This window comes from Pseudomonas sp. SED1 (assembly GCF_034044025.1).
Lineage (GTDB): Bacteria > Pseudomonadota > Gammaproteobacteria > Pseudomonadales > Pseudomonadaceae > Aquipseudomonas.
In genome coordinates this window covers 1-16,911 of record NZ_JAXCIS010000200.1, presented here as the reverse complement: position 1 = coordinate 16,911, position 16,911 = coordinate 1, and the positions used below count along the sequence as shown (strand labels likewise).

The 16,911-nt window shown below is 60.8% G+C and carries 15 protein-coding genes; 10 read left to right on the top strand and 5 right to left on the bottom strand.

Going from position 1 to position 16,911, the window contains the following annotated elements; translation table 11 throughout:
- Positions 1–115 precede the first annotated feature (115 nt).
- The 3 genes from dapE (at position 116) to SNL23_RS25365 (ending at position 2,532) form a co-directional block, all read left to right on the top strand.
- Positions 116–1,267 carry a succinyl-diaminopimelate desuccinylase gene (gene dapE, locus SNL23_RS25375; protein WP_167665520.1) on the top strand — a complete coding sequence of 384 codons (1,152 nt, stop codon included), beginning with the start codon at positions 116–118 and terminating at the stop codon, positions 1,265–1,267.
- Positions 1,267–2,076 (top strand): putative RNA methyltransferase, encoded by an 810-nt coding sequence (locus tag SNL23_RS25370; RefSeq protein WP_076015800.1) that lies wholly within the window; start codon positions 1,267–1,269, stop codon positions 2,074–2,076. Before dapE ends, SNL23_RS25370 begins: the two co-directional genes overlap by 1 nt.
- 78 nt (positions 2,077–2,154) lie before the next feature.
- Positions 2,155–2,532, top strand: coding sequence for a hypothetical protein (locus SNL23_RS25365; RefSeq protein WP_122540682.1), 378 nt, complete (start codon positions 2,155–2,157; stop codon positions 2,530–2,532).
- Between the two features lie 122 nt (positions 2,533–2,654).
- On the opposite strand, the gene SNL23_RS25360 is transcribed toward SNL23_RS25365, so the two are convergent.
- A complete protein-coding gene (locus tag SNL23_RS25360) occupies positions 2,655–2,864 on the bottom strand; it encodes a cold-shock protein (protein ID WP_076015802.1) in 210 nt (69 codons plus the stop codon).
- A 192-nt stretch (positions 2,865–3,056) separates the two neighbouring features.
- Here SNL23_RS25360 and plsB point away from each other — a divergent pair, with 192 nt between their 5' ends.
- Genes plsB through SNL23_RS25345 form a run of 3 tightly spaced genes read left to right on the top strand, consistent with a single transcriptional unit; the run spans position 3,057 to position 6,735 of the window.
- Entirely contained in the window at positions 3,057–5,561 is a 2,505-nt protein-coding gene (gene plsB / locus SNL23_RS25355; RefSeq protein WP_076015803.1) for a glycerol-3-phosphate 1-O-acyltransferase PlsB, read from the top strand.
- Between the two features lie 51 nt (positions 5,562–5,612).
- Complete coding sequence (locus SNL23_RS25350; protein ID WP_218264330.1) at positions 5,613–6,017, top strand: YbaY family lipoprotein; 405 nt, start codon at positions 5,613–5,615, stop codon at positions 6,015–6,017.
- A gap of 28 nt (positions 6,018–6,045) precedes the next feature.
- The gene (locus tag SNL23_RS25345; protein ID WP_076015805.1) at positions 6,046–6,735 is read left to right on the top strand and encodes a DUF4197 domain-containing protein; all 690 of its coding nucleotides are present in this window, start codon (positions 6,046–6,048) and stop codon (positions 6,733–6,735) included.
- A 428-nt stretch (positions 6,736–7,163) separates the two neighbouring features.
- Here SNL23_RS25345 and SNL23_RS25340 read toward each other — a convergent pair whose 3' ends face one another.
- Together SNL23_RS25340 and SNL23_RS25335 are read right to left on the bottom strand one after the other, a co-directional pair.
- Positions 7,164–10,229, bottom strand: coding sequence for an efflux RND transporter permease subunit (locus tag SNL23_RS25340; protein ID WP_318303975.1), 3,066 nt, complete (start codon positions 10,227–10,229; stop codon positions 7,164–7,166).
- 6 nt (positions 10,230–10,235) lie between these two features.
- On the bottom strand, positions 10,236–11,336 hold the full coding sequence (locus tag SNL23_RS25335; RefSeq protein ID WP_076015807.1) for an efflux RND transporter periplasmic adaptor subunit: 1,101 nt from the start codon (positions 11,334–11,336) through the stop codon (positions 10,236–10,238).
- Positions 11,337–11,428: 92 nt separating this feature from the next.
- On the opposite strand from SNL23_RS25335, the gene SNL23_RS25330 reads away from it, so the two are divergent.
- From SNL23_RS25330 to pdeM, 3 genes are all read left to right on the top strand, one after another.
- Positions 11,429–12,064, top strand: a complete 636-nt coding sequence (locus tag SNL23_RS25330; RefSeq protein WP_076015808.1) for a TetR/AcrR family transcriptional regulator — start codon at positions 11,429–11,431, stop codon at positions 12,062–12,064.
- A 126-nt stretch (positions 12,065–12,190) separates the two neighbouring features.
- Positions 12,191–14,668 (top strand): ligase-associated DNA damage response DEXH box helicase, encoded by a 2,478-nt coding sequence (locus tag SNL23_RS25325; RefSeq protein WP_318303974.1) that lies wholly within the window; start codon positions 12,191–12,193, stop codon positions 14,666–14,668.
- On the top strand, positions 14,668–15,324 hold the full coding sequence (gene pdeM, locus SNL23_RS25320; protein WP_318303972.1) for a ligase-associated DNA damage response endonuclease PdeM: 657 nt from the start codon (positions 14,668–14,670) through the stop codon (positions 15,322–15,324). The genes SNL23_RS25325 and pdeM overlap by 1 nt, the downstream gene beginning before the upstream one ends.
- 31 nt (positions 15,325–15,355) lie before the next feature.
- Here pdeM and SNL23_RS25315 read toward each other — a convergent pair whose 3' ends face one another.
- Together SNL23_RS25315 and dcd are read right to left on the bottom strand one after the other, a co-directional pair.
- A complete protein-coding gene (locus SNL23_RS25315) occupies positions 15,356–15,559 on the bottom strand; it encodes a hypothetical protein (protein WP_003219272.1) in 204 nt (67 codons plus the stop codon).
- Positions 15,560–15,666: 107 nt separating this feature from the next.
- Complete coding sequence (dcd, locus tag SNL23_RS25310; RefSeq protein WP_003219273.1) at positions 15,667–16,233, bottom strand: dCTP deaminase; 567 nt, start codon at positions 16,231–16,233, stop codon at positions 15,667–15,669.
- Between the two features lie 378 nt (positions 16,234–16,611).
- On the opposite strand from dcd, the gene SNL23_RS25305 reads away from it, so the two are divergent.
- Positions 16,612–16,821, top strand: coding sequence for a cold-shock protein (locus tag SNL23_RS25305; RefSeq protein ID WP_002554837.1), 210 nt, complete (start codon positions 16,612–16,614; stop codon positions 16,819–16,821).
- The last annotated feature ends 90 nt before the right edge of the window (positions 16,822–16,911 follow it).

The following is a 16,911-nucleotide window of genomic DNA, read 5'->3' as shown; positions in this document are numbered from 1 at the left end:
AAGCACTTGAGATCGACGCGTCCATCCAGACAGGCCGCGTTATCGTTAACGACCTTCGCGAGCAAGCTCGCTCCTACAATTAGAACGTCGCCGCCTCGATTTCCGGAGTTTTTACATGACGGCCCATGCCGACCTTTCGCCGACCCTCCAACTCGCTATCGACCTGATCCGTCGCCCGTCGGTGACGCCGATCGATGCCGATTGCCAGAAGCTGATGATGCAGCGCCTGGGCGACGCCGGTTTTGCGCTTGAGCCGATGCGCATCGAGGATGTGGATAACTTCTGGGCCACCCACGGCAAACACGAGGGCCCGGTATTGTGCTTCGCCGGCCACACCGACGTGGTGCCGACCGGTCCGGTCAAGGCCTGGCAGAACGATCCGTTCGACGCGTTGATCGACGAAAACGGCATGCTCTGCGGCCGTGGCGCGGCCGACATGAAAGGCAGCCTGGCCGCGATGCTGGTCGCCTCGGAGCGCTTCGTCACCGACTACCCGGACCACAAGGGTTCCGTCGCCTTCCTGATCACCAGCGATGAAGAGGGCCCGGCGCACCACGGCACCAAGGCTGTGATCGAACGCCTCGCGGCCCGCAAGGAGCGCCTGGACTGGTGCATTGTCGGCGAACCATCGAGCACCACCCTGGTGGGTGACGTGGTCAAAAATGGTCGTCGCGGCTCCCTCGGCGCCACCCTGACCGTGCGCGGCGTGCAAGGCCACGTGGCCTACCCGCACCTGGCGAAGAACCCGATCCACCTGGCCGCTCCGGCCCTGGCCGAACTGGCCGCCGAGCATTGGGACGATGGCAACAGCTTCTTCCCGCCCACCAGCTTCCAGATTTCCAACCTTAATTCGGGCACCGGCGCCACCAACGTGATCCCGGGCGACCTGACGGCGGTGTTCAACTTCCGTTTCTCCACCGAGTCCACCGTCGAAGGCCTGCAACAGCGGGTCGCGGCGATTCTCGACAAGCATGGCCTGGACTGGCATGTGGAGTGGGCGCTGTCGGGCCTGCCGTTCCTCACCGAGCCGGGCGCATTGCTCGATGCCGTCTCCGCCAGCATCAAGGCCGTCACCGGCCGCGAGACCAAGGCGTCCACCAGTGGCGGTACTTCCGACGGTCGCTTCATTGCGACACTCGGCACTCAGGTGGTGGAACTGGGCCCGGTCAACGCGACCATCCATCAGGTCAACGAGCGCATCCTCGCCAGCGACCTCGATGTGCTGACCGAAATCTACTACCAGACCCTGATCAAGTTGCTCGCCTGATGCTCGCTTGCCCCATTTGCAGCGCACCGTTACACGAGGTGGACAATGGCGTGGCCTGCCCGGTCGGGCACCGCTTCGACCGCGCGCGCCAGGGTTACCTGAACCTGTTGCCGGTGCAGCACAAGAACAGCCGCGACCCGGGGGATAACCTGGCAATGGTGGAGGCGCGCCGCGACTTCCTCAATGCCGGGCACTACGCCCCGGTGGCCAAGCGCCTTGCCGAACTGGCCGCGGAACGCAAACCCCAGCGCTGGCTGGATATCGGCTGTGGCGAGGGTTACTACACCGCGCAAATCGCAGACGCCCTGCTGCGCGCTGACGGCTACGCCTTGGATATTTCCAAGGAAGCGGTCAAGCGCGCCTGCAAGCGCAACCCCACGGTGACCTGGTTGATCGCCAGTATGGCCCGAGTGCCGTTGGCGGATGCCAGCTGCCAGTTCCTTGCCAGTGTCTTCAGCCCGCTGGACTGGCTGGAGGCCAAGCGCCTGCTCAGCCCGGGCGGCGGCTTGATGAAAGTCGGCCCCACCAGCGGCCACCTGATGGAGCTGCGCGAGCGCTTGTACGACGAAGTGCGCGAGTACACCGATGACAAGCACTTGGCGCTGGTACCGGACGGCATGAGCCTGCAGCACAGTGAAACCCTGGAGTTCAAACTCAGCCTGGCCGACCCCAAGGACCGCGCCAATCTGTTGGCGATGACACCCCACGGCTGGCGCGCCAGTGCCGAGCGCCGAGCGCAGGTGATCGAGGCCGCCGAACCGCTGCTGGTCACCGTGTCGATGCGCTACGACTATTTCGTGCTTCAATAACCCATTATTTTGCGGGCCTCTCGGGGCCTGCGCTGAATCCGCGAATGGATTTTCAGAATCCCGCAATGAGGAACATCCATGCGCCAACCTGATATCGAGATTTACCTCAAGGACGCCGACGTCGACTACAAGGCCATCGCCGCCTGGCTCGGTGCTGCCCTGGGCCCGTGCACCGATTGGGTCCAGCGCGGCCAGACCTACAAGTGCACAGCCGGCAGCGTGCCGGTCACCTGGCTGCCGAAAGCCGTAGGAAAATGGAACAGCCTGTACCTGGAAAGCGACCAGACCCCGTGGGAAGACGACATCGCCTGCGCCCGTGCGGCCTTTGCCGCGCTAAACGTCGAAGTGCGTTGCGCGCCGGGCAGCTGGGTTGAGGAAGAAGGTGAAGAAAGCGCGGATACCTGGATTCGTATCAGCGAAGACGGTGAAGAGCAGATCACCTGGAAAACAGCCTGAGGGATCGTTCCCACGCTCTGCGTGGGAATGCAGCCTGTGACGCTCCGCATCACGATTAAAAGCAGACGCGGAGCGTCCAAAGAAGCATTCCCACGCAGAGCGTGGGAATGATCATGGAAGGGTTACAAGCCCACCACATCCTCAGCCTGCAAGCCCTTCTCGCCCGTCACCACGGCGTATTCCACCTGCTGGCCTTCAGACAACGAACGGTGCCCGTCACCGCGAATGGCGCGGTAGTGCACAAACACATCCTTGCCATCTTCCCGCTGTATAAAGCCGTAGCCCTTGGCGTCGTTGAACCACTTCACATTGCCGGTCTCGCGCGTTGCCATCTGTTTTGCTCCCACATGCTTTTATTAGTACGTTTATTGTTAAGTCGTCGCAGTTGAACTGCCGAGTATAAGACAGGCTCAAAAAGCTTCAACTCAAGATTACTTCGCCGCTTTTTTGCCGATTTTCGGCTAATACTGCACACTAGCGCCCCGAGCATCCGCTCGGTTTTTCCCACTCAAAGCAGAAGCCGTATGACCCGTTCTCCCTTTCGCCGTCTGGTATTTGGCACCTTGCGTCGGCTGTTGTACCTCTGGGTTCGCTCAGAGACGATCAACCAGTCGTCCCTTACCCTGAACCTCGACCGCAGCCGTCCGGTGTTTTACGTCCTGCAATCCCCATCCCTCACCGAGTTGGCGGTGGTTGATACCGAATGTACCAAGGCCGGCCTGCCGCGCCCGGTACTGCCGGTATCGGTCGGCCCGTTGATGGAACCGGCAGCCTTCTTCTACCTGACGCCCGACCCTGACTGGCTCGGCCGCCAGGACAAGCGTGGCGCACCGCCGACCCTGACCCGCCTGGTGGATGTGCTCACCGAACACGCCGAAGAGAATGCACAGATCATTCCAGTCAGCGTGTTCTGGGGCCAGTCGCCCGACAGCGAGTCCAGCCCCTGGAAGCTGCTGTTCGCCGACAGCTGGGCCGTGACCGGCCGCCTGCGCCGCCTGCTGAGCATCCTGATCCTGGGCCGCAAGACCCGGGTGCAATTCTCCGCGCCCATCAACCTGCGTGAATTGATCGAGCACAATAAAGGCCACGAACGCACCGTGCGCATGGCCCAACGCATCCTGCGGGTGCACTTTCGCAACCTGAAAACCGCGGTGATCGGCCCCGACCTGTCCCACCGGCGCAACCTGGTGAAAGGCCTGGTCAACATGCCGCTGGTGCGCCAGGCGATCCTCGACGAAGCCGAACGCGAGAACATCACCCCCGAGAAAGCCAAGGCCCAGGCCCTGCGCTACGGCAACGAAATTGCCTCGGACTACACCTACACCGCCATCCGCTTCCTGGAAGTGGTGCTGAGCTGGTTCTGGAACAAGATCTACGACGGCATCAAGGTCAACAACGTCGAGGGCGTGCAAAAGGTCGCCCAGGGCTACGAGGTGATCTATGTGCCGTGCCATCGCAGCCATATCGATTACCTCCTGCTGTCGTACCTGCTGTTCAAGAATGGCCTGACTCCGCCGCACATCGCCGCCGGGATCAACCTGAACATGCCGGTGATCGGCAGCCTGTTGCGCCGTGGCGGGGCGTTTTTCATGCGCCGCACCTTCAAGGGCAACCCGCTGTACACCTCGGTGTTCAACGAATACCTGCACACCTTGTTCACCAAGGGTTTCCCGGTGGAGTACTTCGTCGAAGGCGGCCGCTCGCGCACCGGGCGCATGCTGCAACCGAAGACCGGGATGCTGGCGATCACCCTGCGCAGCTTCTTGCGCTCCTCGCGCATGCCCATCGTGTTTGTGCCGGTGTACATCGGCTATGAGCGCGTATTGGAAGGCCGGACTTACCTCGGCGAACTGCGCGGTGCGAGCAAGAAGAAAGAGTCGATTTTCGATATTTTCAAAGTGGTCGGCGCCCTCAAGCAGCGCTTTGGCCAGGTCGCGGTGAACTTCGGCGAACCGATCAAGCTGGCTGAATTCCTCGACAGCGAGCAGCCCGACTGGCGTTCCCAGGAACTGGGCCCGAACTACAAGCCGGCATGGCTCAACGAAACCACCAACCGCCTCGGCGAGCGGGTGGCGCAACACCTGAACGAAGCGGCGGCGATCAACCCGGTGAACCTGGTGGCGCTGGCGCTGCTGTCCACTACCCGCCTGGCCCTGGACGAACAAGCCATGGCGCGCCAGCTTGATCTGTATCTGGCGCTACTGCGCAAGGTGCCCTACTCGCCCCACACCACCTTGCCCGAGGGGGATGGCCTGGCGCTGATCAAGCATGTAAAGGACATGAAACTGCTGTCGGAACAGAGCGATGCCCTGGGCAAAATCCTTTATCTGGACGAGCAAAATGCCGTCCTGATGACGTACTACCGCAACAACGTGCTGCACATCTTCGCCCTGCCGGCGCTGCTGGCGAGTTTCTTCCAGAGCAGCTCGCGCATGAGCCGCGAACAGATCCTGCGCTACACCCGCGCGCTCTACCCGTATCTGCAATCGGAGTTGTTTATCCGTTGGACCCTGGACGAGCTGGACGCGGTGGTCGACCAATGGCTGGAAGCCTTCGTCGAACAAGGCCTGCTGCGCTTCGAGAACGAGGTGTACCTGCGCCCGGCCCCGAGTTCGCGGCACTTTGTACTGCTGACGCTGCTGTCCAAAAGCATCGCCCAGACCTTGCAACGCTTCTACATGGCTATCTCGCTGCTGCTCAACAGCGGCCAGAACAGCATCAGCGCCGAAGAGCTGGAAGACCTGTGCACCGTCATGGCCCAGCGCCTGTCGATCCTTCACGGGCTGAATGCCCCGGAGTTCTTCGACAAGAGCCTTTTCCGACATTTCATCCAGACGTTGCTGGAGCAAGATGTACTGCGCCGCGACGAGGCCGGCAAGCTGAGCTATCACCCGCTGCTGGGTGAACTGGCCGAAGGCGCGGCCAAGCGCGTGTTGCCGGCGGATATTCGCCTGTCAATTCGCCAGGTGGCCCTGCATCGCAGTGAAGACGCAGCGGACAAGCCCGTCGTACCCGAAGAAACACACTAGAGTGACCGAGGCGCCAGGGTGTTTCTGGCGCCGCTGACAAGGAGCTGTACCATGAAAAAAATCATCCTCCTGGGCCTGACCGCCCTGCTGGGAGCCTGCCAGACCATGAGCCCCACGCCCACCAAAGCCAGCCTCGACGGCGAAGTGTTCTACCTGCAACGCATCGCACTGCCGCCCGCCGCCACCTTGAGTGTGACCCTGCAAGACGTGTCCTTGATGGACGCCCCGGCCGTGACCCTGGCCGAGCAGAAAGGCCCGGTGAAAGGCCAGGTGCCGCTGCCCTTCCACCTGAGCTACGACCCCGCCCAGGTCAAGCCTGGCCACAGCTACTCGGTCAGCGCTCGCATCGAACTGGATGGCAAGCTACTGTTCATTACCACCGAACGGCACTCCGTGCAGTTGAACGGCCAGGATCCACAACCGCTGCGCGTACGCGTGGATGCGGTTGCACACTGATTAAAAAATCGAACATAAGGAAGCGCCCATGCTCCGTAACTCCCTTCGCCTCACTGCCCTGTGCGCCGGCCTGCTGCTCGGCGCCAACGCCATGGCCTTGTCCCTCGGCAGCCTGTCCCAAGGGGACGCTGCCGGCGGCCTCAAGGATGCACTGACCCAAGGCGCGCAGATTGCCGTCAAACAACTGGGCGTGCCCGGCGGTTTCAGCAACAACCCCGAAGTGAAAATCGGCCTGCCGGGCAAGCTGGGCAAAGTCGCCGACAAGTTGAAGATGTTTGGCATGGGTGACCAGGTCAACCAACTGGAAGCCAGCATGAACAAGGCGGCCGAATCTGCCGTGACCCAGGCTCAGCCGATCCTGGTAAACGCAGTGAAGAACATGAGCGTGACCGATGCCAAGGGCATCCTCAGCGGTGGCCAGGACTCCGCCACCCAGTACCTGAACAAAAGCAGCCGTGACGAGATCCGGGCCAAGTTCCTGCCGATCGTTAAAGCGGCCACCGACAAGGTCGGCGTGGCCCAGCAGTACAACGCCCTAGCGGGCAAGGCGGCGACCTTTGGCGCGATTGATGCCAAGAGTGCCAACGTCGAAAGCTACGTGACCGAGCAGGCGCTGGACGGGCTGTTCAAGATGATTGCGCAGCAGGAAGAGACCATTCGCAAGAACCCGGCGGCCGCGGCGACCAGTTTGGCGAAAAAAGTGTTTGGCAGCTTGTAAGCCAACAGGATCGCCCCTCTGCCCGGGGCGATCCCTTTTTCTGTGGTTATGCGTTGCCTGCGGGGGAAAACGACTGCATCGAAACCATCCCAAACGTAATTGTTCCTGTCTGGTTTTCAGAACTTGTTGAACAGGTTTTCGGAGGGCAAGCCCATGGTGGCGGGCATTCGGGCTCTGCCGGCTTTGTCTCGCACGGCTTTGGCTTCGAGCACTCGGGCTCTGGCTCCGGTTTAGGAGGGCGGGCAAACATACGCATGATGGAACTAATACACATAGGGCAATCCTTCAATCCATTTAGACGTCTTCACTTACCGGCTGCAGCAATCGCCGTAACCGGTAAATCAATACCTGCGATCAGGTAGTCCCTAAGTGGAAGGAACGTCCGAAAACGTTCCCTGCTCCGCGTTGGAATATGAAGGCTGCCCGCCTTACGCCACATCCTTCCTGATCCTGAACCAGGCCGCGTACAGGGCCGGCAGGAACAACAGCGTCAACGCCGTCGCTACAATCAAGCCGCCCATGATCGCCACGGCCATTGGCCCGAAGAACACGCTGCGAGACAGCGGGATCATCGCCAATACGGCGGCCAGGGCGGTCAATACGATCGGCCGGAAGCGTCGCACCGTCGCCTCGATAATTGCCTGCCAGGGAGCCAGGCCGGCCTTGATGTCCTGTTCAATCTGGTCCACCAGGATCACCGAGTTGCGCATGATCATCCCCGACAGCGCGATGGTCCCCAACATCGCCACGAACCCAAAGGGTTGGCGGAACACCAGCAGGAACAGCGTCACCCCGATCAACCCCAACGGCGCTGTGAGAAACACCATCGCAGTGCGTGAGAAGCTGCGCAGTTGCAGCATCAGCAAGGTCAACACCACCACGATAAACAGCGGCACGCCAGCCTTGACCGAGTTCTGCCCACGGGCGGAATCCTCCACCGTGCCGCCAACTTCCAGCAGGTAACCGTCCGGCAGTTCGGCGCGAACGCCTTCCAGCGTTGGCAGGATCTGCTGCACCAGGGTTGCCGGTTGCTCCTTGCCGTAGATATCGGCGCGGATGGTCACCGTCGGCAGACGGTTGCGGTGCCAGATGATGCCTTCCTCAAAGCCGTATTCCAGGGTCGCGATCTGCGACAGCGCAACGCTCTTGCCGTTGTCGGTCGGCACCGCCAGGCTTGGCAGCAGCGACAGTTCAGTACGCTCGTGAACGGTGCCGCGCAGCAGGATTTCGATCAACTCGTTATCTTCGCGGTACTGGCTGACGCTGGAACCTGTAAGGGAACTCTGGAGGAATTTCGACAGGTTGGCGGTGCTCACGCCGAGGGCGCGGGCGCGGTCCTGGTCGACGTTGAGGTAGACGATCTTGCTCGGTTCTTCCCAGTCCAGGTGGACGTTGACCACGTGGGTATTTTCGCGAACCTTGGCCGCCACTTTCCGCGCCAGGGCCCGGACTTCTTCGATGTGCTCGCCCGTCACCCGAAACTGTACGGGGTAACCAACGGGTGGGCCGTTTTCAAGACGCGTGACCCGCGAGCGCAGGTCCGGGAACTGTTCGTTGAGGGTCTCGATCAGCCAGGTGCGCAGGCTTTCGCGCTCCTCGATGGTTTTGGCCAATACCACAAATTGGGCGAAGCTGGCGGCCGGCAGTTGCTGGTCCAGCGGCAGGTAGAAACGTGGCGAACCTGTACCGACATAGGCCACGTAATTTTCTATACCTGCATGTTCCTTGAGCAACGCTTCAAGGCGTTTGACCTGGTCAGCCGTATTGCTCAGCGAAGCGCCTTCAGCCAGTTTCAGGTCGACCATCAACTCCAGTCGCCCGGAAGCCGGGAAGAACTGCTGGGGCACAAAGCGAAACAGCACCACCGAGCCGATAAACAACAGCAAGGTCAGGACGATCACCGTCTTGCGGCGACGCACGCACCACTCCACCAGGCGCCTTACGCGCTGATAGAACGGCGTGCCGTAGGGATCCGGCCCGTCGGTGCCATGCTTGGCCGCATGAATCTTCGCCAGGTCCGGCAGGAGTTTTTCCCCCAGATATGGCACGAACACCACGGCGGCGACCCACGAAGCCAGCAGTGCGATGGTCACTACCTGGAAGATCGAACGGGTGTATTCACCGGTGCTCGACTGTGCGGTGGCAATCGGCAGGAAACCCGCCGCGGTGATCAGCGTCCCGGTGAGCATCGGGAAGGCGGTACTGGTCCAGGCGAAACTCGCGGCCTTAAGGCGGTCGTACCCTTGCTCCATTTTGATCGCCATCATTTCCACGGCGATGATCGCGTCGTCCACCAGCAAACCCAGTGCGAGCACCAACGCGCCGAGGGAGATTTTGTGCAGGCCGATGCCGAGGTAATACATGGTGGCAAAGGTCATGGCCAACACCAGCGGAATCGCCAGGGCGACCACCATGCCGGTGCGCACCCCCAAGGAGAAGAAGCTCACCAACAACACAATCGCCAGGGCTTCCGCCAGCACTTGGACGAATTCGCCGACACTGGTTTTTACCGCTGCCGGCTGGTCCGACACCTTGCGCAGTTCCATGCCCGCAGGAAGGTTCTTCTGCAAGCGTGCGAATTCGCTTTCCAGGGCCTTGCCCAACACCAGAATGTCGCCACCATCACGCATGGCCACGGCCAGGCCAATGGCATCGTCGCCCATGTAACGCATGCGCGGTGCCGGTGGATCGTTGAAGCCGCGATGAATCTCGGCCACGTCGCCGATACGGAACGTGCGATCGCCGACGCGGATCGGGAAGTCGCGAATCTCTTTAACGGTCTTGAAGTTGCCGGAAACCCTTAGCTGCACACGCTCGCTCGGGGTTTCAAAGAAGCCGGCGGTCGACACTGCGTTCTGCTCTTGCAGCGCCTGTTGAGCGGCGGCCAGCGGCAAGCCGAGGGTGGCGAGCTTGAGGTTGGACAGCTCGATCCAGATCTTCTCGTCCTGCAAACCCAACAGTTCGACCTTGCCGACATCCGGCACCCGCTGCAGCTGAATCTGGATCCGGTCGGCGTAGTCCTTGAGCACGGCATAGTCGAAGCCGTCGCCGGTCAGGGCGTAGATATTGCCGAAAGTGGTGCCGAATTCATCGTTGAAAAACGGGCCCTGGATATCCGGCGGCAAGGTCTGGCGAATATCGCTGATCTTCTTGCGCACCTGGTACCAGAGGTCCGGGATCTGCGCGGAATGCATCGAGTCCCGGGCCATGAAGGTGACCTGGGATTCACCGGGGCGCGAGAAGGAAACGATGCGCTCGTAGTCGCCGGTCTCCATCAGTTTCTTTTCAATACGCTCGGTGACCTGGCGCGAGACCTCCTGGGCGGTCGCCCCCGGCCAATTGGTCTTGATGACCATGGCCTTGAAGGTAAACGGCGGGTCTTCGCTTTGTCCCAGCTTGGTGTAGGAAAGAGTGCCAACCACCGCCAGCAGGATCATCAGGAACAGTACGATCTGGCGATTACGCAACGCCCATTCGGAAAGATTGAAACCCATCGGGGACTACTCCTTGGCCGCCAGACTTACCACTCGGTTGGAGCGATCCACCGGGCGCACTTGCTGGCCCTCATGGAGTACATGCACACCGGCTGCGATCACCCAGTCTGTTGCGCTCAAGCCTTCCAGCACCGGCACGGTCTTCTCGCCAAAGGCACCGATGCGCACCGGTGTGCGCTTGAGGGTGTTGTCGGGCTGTACCACCCAGACGTAGGACGCCCCGTTCTCCGCGCTGAGGGCAGACAGTGGCACCGCCAAAGGAATCACGCCGTCGGCCTGTATGAATACGCGAGCGCTCTGCCCCAGTTCAGCAGGCACCTTGCCGCCGGTAAACGCGACACGGGCAGCGAAGGTTCGCGACTTTGGGTCGGCGGCGGGCGACAGTTCGCGGATGCGACCGTTGAAGCGCTGGTCGGGCTGGCTCCATAACTCCACGGACACCGGCTGGCCAATCTTGAAGCGCCCGAAGCTTTGCTCCGGCAGGCTGATCAGCACCTCCCGCTCACCATCGGTGGCCAGGGTAAACACGGTCTGGCCGGCAGACACCACCTGGCCGACTTCCACCGCACGCTTGGCGACCACGCCATCCTGGGGCGCGCGCAGTACGGCGTAACCGGCCTGGTTATTGGCCACGTCGAATTCGGCCTTGATCTGCTTGAGGCGGGCTTCACCTGAGCGGTAGAGATTTTCGGAATTGTCGTACTGGGAACGGCTGACCATCTGACGGTCCATCAGGGTCTTGTAACGATCACGCTCGGCGCGCACCAGGCTCAGGTTGGCCTCGGCGGCGGCGACCTGGGCGCGGGTGGCTTCGAGTTGCAGGCGTACGTCCTGGGGATCGAGTTCTGCCAGGGGCTGATTGGCCTTGACGCGCTCGCCCTCCTCCACCAGTCGTCGGCTGACTTTACCGCCGATGCGAAAGGCCAGGTCGGGTTCATAACGGGCGCGCACTTCGCCCGGGTAGCTGTCAGAAGCCTGCGCCGAAGGCTCTGGCTGAACCACCATGGCCGGGCGGATGGTAGTTTGTGCGGCTTCTTCATGGCCACAGGCAGCCAACAGGAATAACAAGCTGGCAGGCAACGCGAGTGGCAGGAAATAGCTGCGCATGCTGAAGGACCTTTCGCTAATGGAGCTAGGAATAATTATACTGGCCAGTATGTTATTAATACCAAACTCACCAGTCCAGTAATAAAGTGAAAATGTCTGACAATCCTGTAAACACCAATAGCCCCGGGCGTCCCAAGGACATGGCAAAACGCCAGGCGATCCTTGATGCGGCGAAGATTCTGTTTTTGAGTAATGGGTATGCCAGTACCAGCATGGATGCCGTGGCAGTGGAGGCCGGGGTGTCGAAGCTGACGGTGTACAGCCATTTCACCGACAAGGAGACCCTGTTCTCGGCGGCGGTGGTCGCCAAGTGCGAAGAGCAGCTACCGGTGATGTATTTCGAGTTGCCCGAAGGTATGCCGGTGGAGAAGGTGCTGCTCACTATCGCTCGCGGGTTTCATGTGTTGATCAATAGCGAGGAGTCGGTGAACTTGCATCGGTTGATGATGACTTCCGGGAGTCAGGATCCGAAGTTGTCGCAGATCTTTTTCGAGGCTGGGCCGATGCGTATGTTGCAGGGGATGGAGCGGCTCCTCGGTAAGATCGACCAGAGTGGCGCACTGCGTATTGCCAAACCTTTCACCGCTGCGGAGCACTTTTTTTGCTTGCTCAAGGGCACGGCGAATTTTTGTTTGCTGTATGGGTGCGGGGGGCAATTGAGCGCTGAGGCGGCCGAGGAGCATGTGCAGGAGGTTGTGGGATTGTTTATGCGGGCTTATCGGGCTTGATGCGCTTTTATAAGGCGGGTTGAACCGGGTACACATATCCGTGTTTTTATCCCGCGGCGCAGCAATCGCAGTTAAACCTTTCCCCCACCCCACAGGTCTCTGAGATACACCCCCAGAGCCCCTAGCATGGCCAAATCCCGCAATTTCGCCAAAGACTGGTTCACCGCCAAAAACTGGAACCCATTCGCCTTTCAGAAACAGGTATGGAAGGCCGTCAAGGAAGGCCAATCAGGACTGCTCCACGCCAGCACCGGCGCCGGGAAAACCTACGCACTGTGGTTCGCCGCCCTCAACCGCTTCGCCATCACCGAAGACACTCCCCGCAAACGCAAAGCCCCAGCCGAACCGCTGACAGTCCTGTGGATCACCCCAATGCGTGCCCTGGCCGCAGACACCGCCCGCGCCCTTGAAGCCCCGCTGGAACCCCTGAACATCCACTGGACCGTCGGCCTGCGCACCGGCGACACCAGCAGCAGCGAGCGCGCCCGCCAGAGCCGCCGCCTGCCCACCACCCTGATCACCACCCCGGAAAGCCTCACGCTGATGCTGGCCCGTGCCGACAGCCAAACCAGCCTGTCAAAGCTGCGCATGGTGGTCGTGGATGAATGGCACGAACTGATCGGCAACAAACGCGGCGTACAACTGCAACTGGCCCTCGCCCGCCTGCGACAATGGCATCCAGAGCTGATTGTGTGGGGCATTTCCGCAACCCTGGGTAATCAGGCCCACGCGCTGGAGGTGTTGATCCCACAGGGTGGCGGGATCAACGTGCAGGGTCAAACGACCAAGAAATTACTGGTGGACACCCTGTTGCCCCCGGTTATCGAGCGTTTCCCATGGGCCGGCCATATCGGCCTGAAAATGCTCCCGCAGGTGGTGGCCGAGGTGGATGCCAGCAGCAGTTGCCTGGTGTTTACCAATACACGGGCACAATCGGAAATCTGGTACCAGGCCTTGCTCGATGCTCGTCCCGACTGGGCCGGGTTGATTGCCTTGCACCACGGCTCGCTGTCCCGGGAAACCCGGGATTGGGTGGAACGCGCCCTGAAGGAGGGGCAACTGAAGGCCGTGGTGTGTACGTCGAGCCTCGACTTGGGGGTGGATTTCCTGCCGGTGGAACGGGTACTGCAGATTGGCTCGGCCAAGGGCGTGGCGCGTCTGATGCAGCGCGCCGGGCGTTCCGGCCATGCGCCGGGCAGGCCGTCGCGGGTCACGCTGGTGCCGACCCACAGCCTGGAGCTGGTGGAAGCCGCTGCCGCACAAGACGCCATCGCTGAACGGCGTATCGAGGCCCGGCAGTCGCCCCACAAGCCATTGGATGTGCTGGTGCAGCATCTGGTGAGCATGGCGCTGGGCGGCGGCTTTGTGCCTGATGAGTTGCTGGAGGAAGTTCGTAGCGCCTGGGCCTACCGTGACCTGAGCGACGCAGATTGGGCCTGGGCCCTGGGTTTTGTGCGCTATGGCGGTCTGTCGCTGACGGCCTACCCGGATTACCGCCGGGTCGAGCCGGACGAGCATGGCGTCTGGCGCGTGCCCGATGCACGGCTGGCGCGGCGCCATCGCATGAGCGTGGGGACGATCGTCAGCGACGCCAGCATCCAGCTGAAATTCTGGAGCAAGGGCGGCGGTGGCAAGACTCTGGGCAGTGTCGAGGAAGGCTTTATTGCACGGCTCAAACCGGGGGATGGTTTTCTGTTCGCCGGGCGCCTGCTGGAGTTGGTGCGGGTGGAAAACATGACCGCTTATGTTCGGCGCAGTACCGCGAAAAAGGCTGCCGTACCGCGCTGGAACGGCGGGCGCATGCCACTTTCCAACGAGCTGGCCCAAGCGGTGGTCGAGCGCTTTGATGCCGCCGCCCACGGTCAATTCCTCGGGCCGGAGATGCAGGCAGTGCAACCGTTGCTGAACACCCAGTTGCGCTGGTCCGGGCTGCCGACCCGCGAGCATTTGCTGGCCGAGGCCCTCAAGTCACGGGAAGGCTGGCACCTGTTTCTGTATCCGTTCGCCGGGCGCCAAGTGCATCTGGGGCTGGCGAGCCTACTGGCCTGGCGGGTTAGCCGGCAGCAGGCGGTGACATTCTCGATTGCGGTGAATGACTACGGGCTGGAACTGCTGAGCGCGACCGAGGTGGATTGGCCTGAGTTATTAAGCGAGGAGTTGCTGAGTGCGGATCATCTGCTGGATGACGTGATAGCGAGCCTGAACGCCGGTGAGCTGGCCCTGCGGCGCTTTCGCGAAATCGCGCGGATCGCCGGGCTGGTGTTTGCCGGCTATCCCGGTGCGCCGAAAAGCACGCGTCAGGTTCAGGCTTCCAGCGGTTTGTTTTTTGAAGTGTTCAAGCAATATGACCCGCACAACCTGTTACTGACCCAGGCCGGGGAAGAAGTCCTGCGGGAAGAGTTGGATATTCGTCGGCTGGAAGAGACATTGCGTCACTTGTCGGAATTGAAACTGGACCTGCATCGAATCAAACGACCTACGCCACTGGCCTTTCCGCTGCTGGTGGAGCGCTTTCGGGAAAGCCTGAGCTCGGAAAAACTCTCGGAACGGATTGCGCGGATGGTCAAGGATCTGGAAAAAGTCGCCGATAACGGGAAGCCCTGATGCCCGCTCATTACCCGATACATCTGGCAAAGGAGGAGCTGTGGTTGCTGGCGGACAAGGCCGTGTACTGGCCAGTCAAGCGCTGCCTGCTGATCGCCGATGCACATTTTGGCAAGGCGTCGGCCTATCGCAGCCTGGGCCAGCCGGTGCCCCAGGGCACGACGACGGACAACCTTCAGCGCCTGGACCGGCTGCTGGCGGCCTTCCCATGCTCGCAGGTGATCTTTCTCGGCGACTTTCTCCACGGGCCCGGCTCCCACGCCAGCGGCACCCTGAACGCTCTGAGAGCCTGGCGCGAGCGCCATCCAGCTCTAGCGCTCACACTGATTCGCGGCAACCACGACAAGCGCGCTGGCGACCCACCGGTTGATCTGAACATTGAGGTGGTGACCGAACCCCTGCTGATGGGCCCGTTTGCGTTGCAGCACGAGCCCGACGCCCATGCCAGCCACCATGTTTTAGCGGGGCACGTGCATCCAGTGTATCGCCTGCGGGGCAAAGGCCGGCAAAGCTTGCGCCTGCCGTGCTTTCGCCTCGGCACTCAAGTCAGCCTGTTACCTGCCTTCGGCGCGTTTACCGGTGGGTATCCAGTGACGCAGGATGAAGAGAGCCGGATCTTTGTGATCGGAGACCATGAAGTATGGCCAGTGCGCTGAGCAACTGACCATTGGCGACAAATGCGGGAAATCAGGCCACAGGGGCGGGAGGCGGTTCGTCAGGGAGAGTGGGTTCACCAGGCTCTTCAGGCTGGTTGGGCCAGGGATCATCCGGGCCGGGCTGGCCTGGAATGCCGCCTGCGGCGGGATCGGCCATCAAAGACCAGGCCATGACACCAATCTGGTTGGGTTCAAGCCGGGCGAGTTCTGCGCTGATTCGCGGATCGAGCTTCATAGGGGACTCCTCAAGCGTGGCCCGGCGCGTTGTGCACGCGTCGGGGCAGTACACTCAATAGAGTGCATGCCCGCTTACAAATTCCCTAAGCCTGTAAGACGATTCGATCAGGTGCGTGGGAGAGTGACGCCGCGCTGGCCCTGATACTTGCCGCCACGGTCCTTATAGGACACTTCGCACTCTTCGTCGGATTCAAAGAACAGCATCTGTGCCACCCCTTCATTGGCATAGATTTTTGCCGGCAAAGTGGTGGTGTTGGAGAACTCCAGGGTAACGTGCCCTTCCCATTCCGGCTCCAGCGGCGTCACGTTGACGATGATGCCGCAACGCGCGTAGGTGCTTTTGCCCAGGCAGATAGTCAGGACGTTACGCGGGATACGGAAGAACTCGACAGTGCGCGCCAGGGCAAAGGAGTTTGGCGGGATGATGCAGACGTCGCTCTTGACGTCGACGAAGCTTTTTTCGTCGAAGTTTTTTGGATCGACGGTCGCCGAGTTGATGTTGGTGAACACCTTGAACTCATCGGCGCAGCGTACATCGTAGCCGTAGCTGGAAACCCCGAACGAAATCAGCCGCTCAGCACCTTCGCCACGCATCTGGCGCTCCACGAAGGGCTCGATCATGCCGTGCTCTTGCGCCATGCGGCGAATCCACTTGTCCGATTTGATGCTCATGGCGGGTGTCCTGAATAGCGAGGTGAAAAAATTCTGTTGGGCATCTTACCGGGGCTGGCTCCGTGGTTCAAAGGGCCGGCTGTTTTTCTTGCTGCCGCGCCGTCCCTGCTGGGCGGGACGCACCTTCAATTGCGGGGTATTGGTGCGGTATCAGGCTGCCGCCAGTCACGAAAATAGAGAAACCTTCGGAAATACCATTGGCACGTTCCTGAAAAAGGGTTAAGGTGGCGCCACTGTGCTGCTTGTGTCACTGAGAATCTCTACACGATATGTTGAATTTCGATCCAACCATCTCCAAGAATTTTTCCTGCTCTTTGCACTCAGTCTCGGCCAGGGCTTTTCCTGAGTCGCAGTTAACTTTGTCCAAGGAGATACACCATGTCTAATCGCCAAACTGGTACCGTTAAGTGGTTCAACGATGAAAAAGGCTTCGGCTTCATCACTCCACAATCCGGTGACGACCTGTTCGTTCACTTCAAAGCTATCCAATCCGACGGCTTCAAAAGCCTGAAAGAAGGCCAACAGGTCTCTTTCATCGCTACCCGCGGTCAGAAAGGCATGCAAGCTGAAGAAGTTCAAGTTATCTAACTTGTACTGATTTAGTCGAAAAGCCCCGCCCTTAAAAGCGGGGCTTTTTTGTGCCTGGGATTCGCCAATCACACGATGTAATTCCATGCA

What these genes read in the sequence shown, in the direction of transcription:
- SNL23_RS25305 (WP_002554837.1), top strand. Translation starts at nt 16,612, where the DNA reads ATGTCTAATCGCCAAACTGGTACCGTTAAGTGGTTCAACGATGAAAAA.
- SNL23_RS25360 (WP_076015802.1), bottom strand. Translation starts at nt 2,864, where the DNA reads ATGGCAACGCGCGAGACCGGCAATGTGAAGTGGTTCAACGACGCCAAG.
- SNL23_RS25365 (WP_122540682.1), top strand. Translation starts at nt 2,155, where the DNA reads ATGCGCCAACCTGATATCGAGATTTACCTCAAGGACGCCGACGTCGAC.
- SNL23_RS25370 (WP_076015800.1), top strand. Translation starts at nt 1,267, where the DNA reads ATGCTCGCTTGCCCCATTTGCAGCGCACCGTTACACGAGGTGGACAAT.
- SNL23_RS25340 (WP_318303975.1), bottom strand. Translation starts at nt 10,229, where the DNA reads ATGGGTTTCAATCTTTCCGAATGGGCGTTGCGTAATCGCCAGATCGTA.
- SNL23_RS25330 (WP_076015808.1), top strand. Translation starts at nt 11,429, where the DNA reads ATGTCTGACAATCCTGTAAACACCAATAGCCCCGGGCGTCCCAAGGAC.
- SNL23_RS25325 (WP_318303974.1), top strand. Translation starts at nt 12,191, where the DNA reads ATGGCCAAATCCCGCAATTTCGCCAAAGACTGGTTCACCGCCAAAAAC.
- dapE (WP_167665520.1), top strand. Translation starts at nt 116, where the DNA reads ATGACGGCCCATGCCGACCTTTCGCCGACCCTCCAACTCGCTATCGAC.
- plsB (WP_076015803.1), top strand. Translation starts at nt 3,057, where the DNA reads ATGACCCGTTCTCCCTTTCGCCGTCTGGTATTTGGCACCTTGCGTCGG.
- SNL23_RS25315 (WP_003219272.1), bottom strand. Translation starts at nt 15,559, where the DNA reads ATGAAGCTCGATCCGCGAATCAGCGCAGAACTCGCCCGGCTTGAACCC.
- dcd (WP_003219273.1), bottom strand. Translation starts at nt 16,233, where the DNA reads ATGAGCATCAAATCGGACAAGTGGATTCGCCGCATGGCGCAAGAGCAC.
- SNL23_RS25350 (WP_218264330.1), top strand. Translation starts at nt 5,613, where the DNA reads ATGAAAAAAATCATCCTCCTGGGCCTGACCGCCCTGCTGGGAGCCTGC.
- SNL23_RS25335 (WP_076015807.1), bottom strand. Translation starts at nt 11,336, where the DNA reads ATGCGCAGCTATTTCCTGCCACTCGCGTTGCCTGCCAGCTTGTTATTC.
- pdeM (WP_318303972.1), top strand. Translation starts at nt 14,668, where the DNA reads ATGCCCGCTCATTACCCGATACATCTGGCAAAGGAGGAGCTGTGGTTG.
- SNL23_RS25345 (WP_076015805.1), top strand. Translation starts at nt 6,046, where the DNA reads ATGCTCCGTAACTCCCTTCGCCTCACTGCCCTGTGCGCCGGCCTGCTG.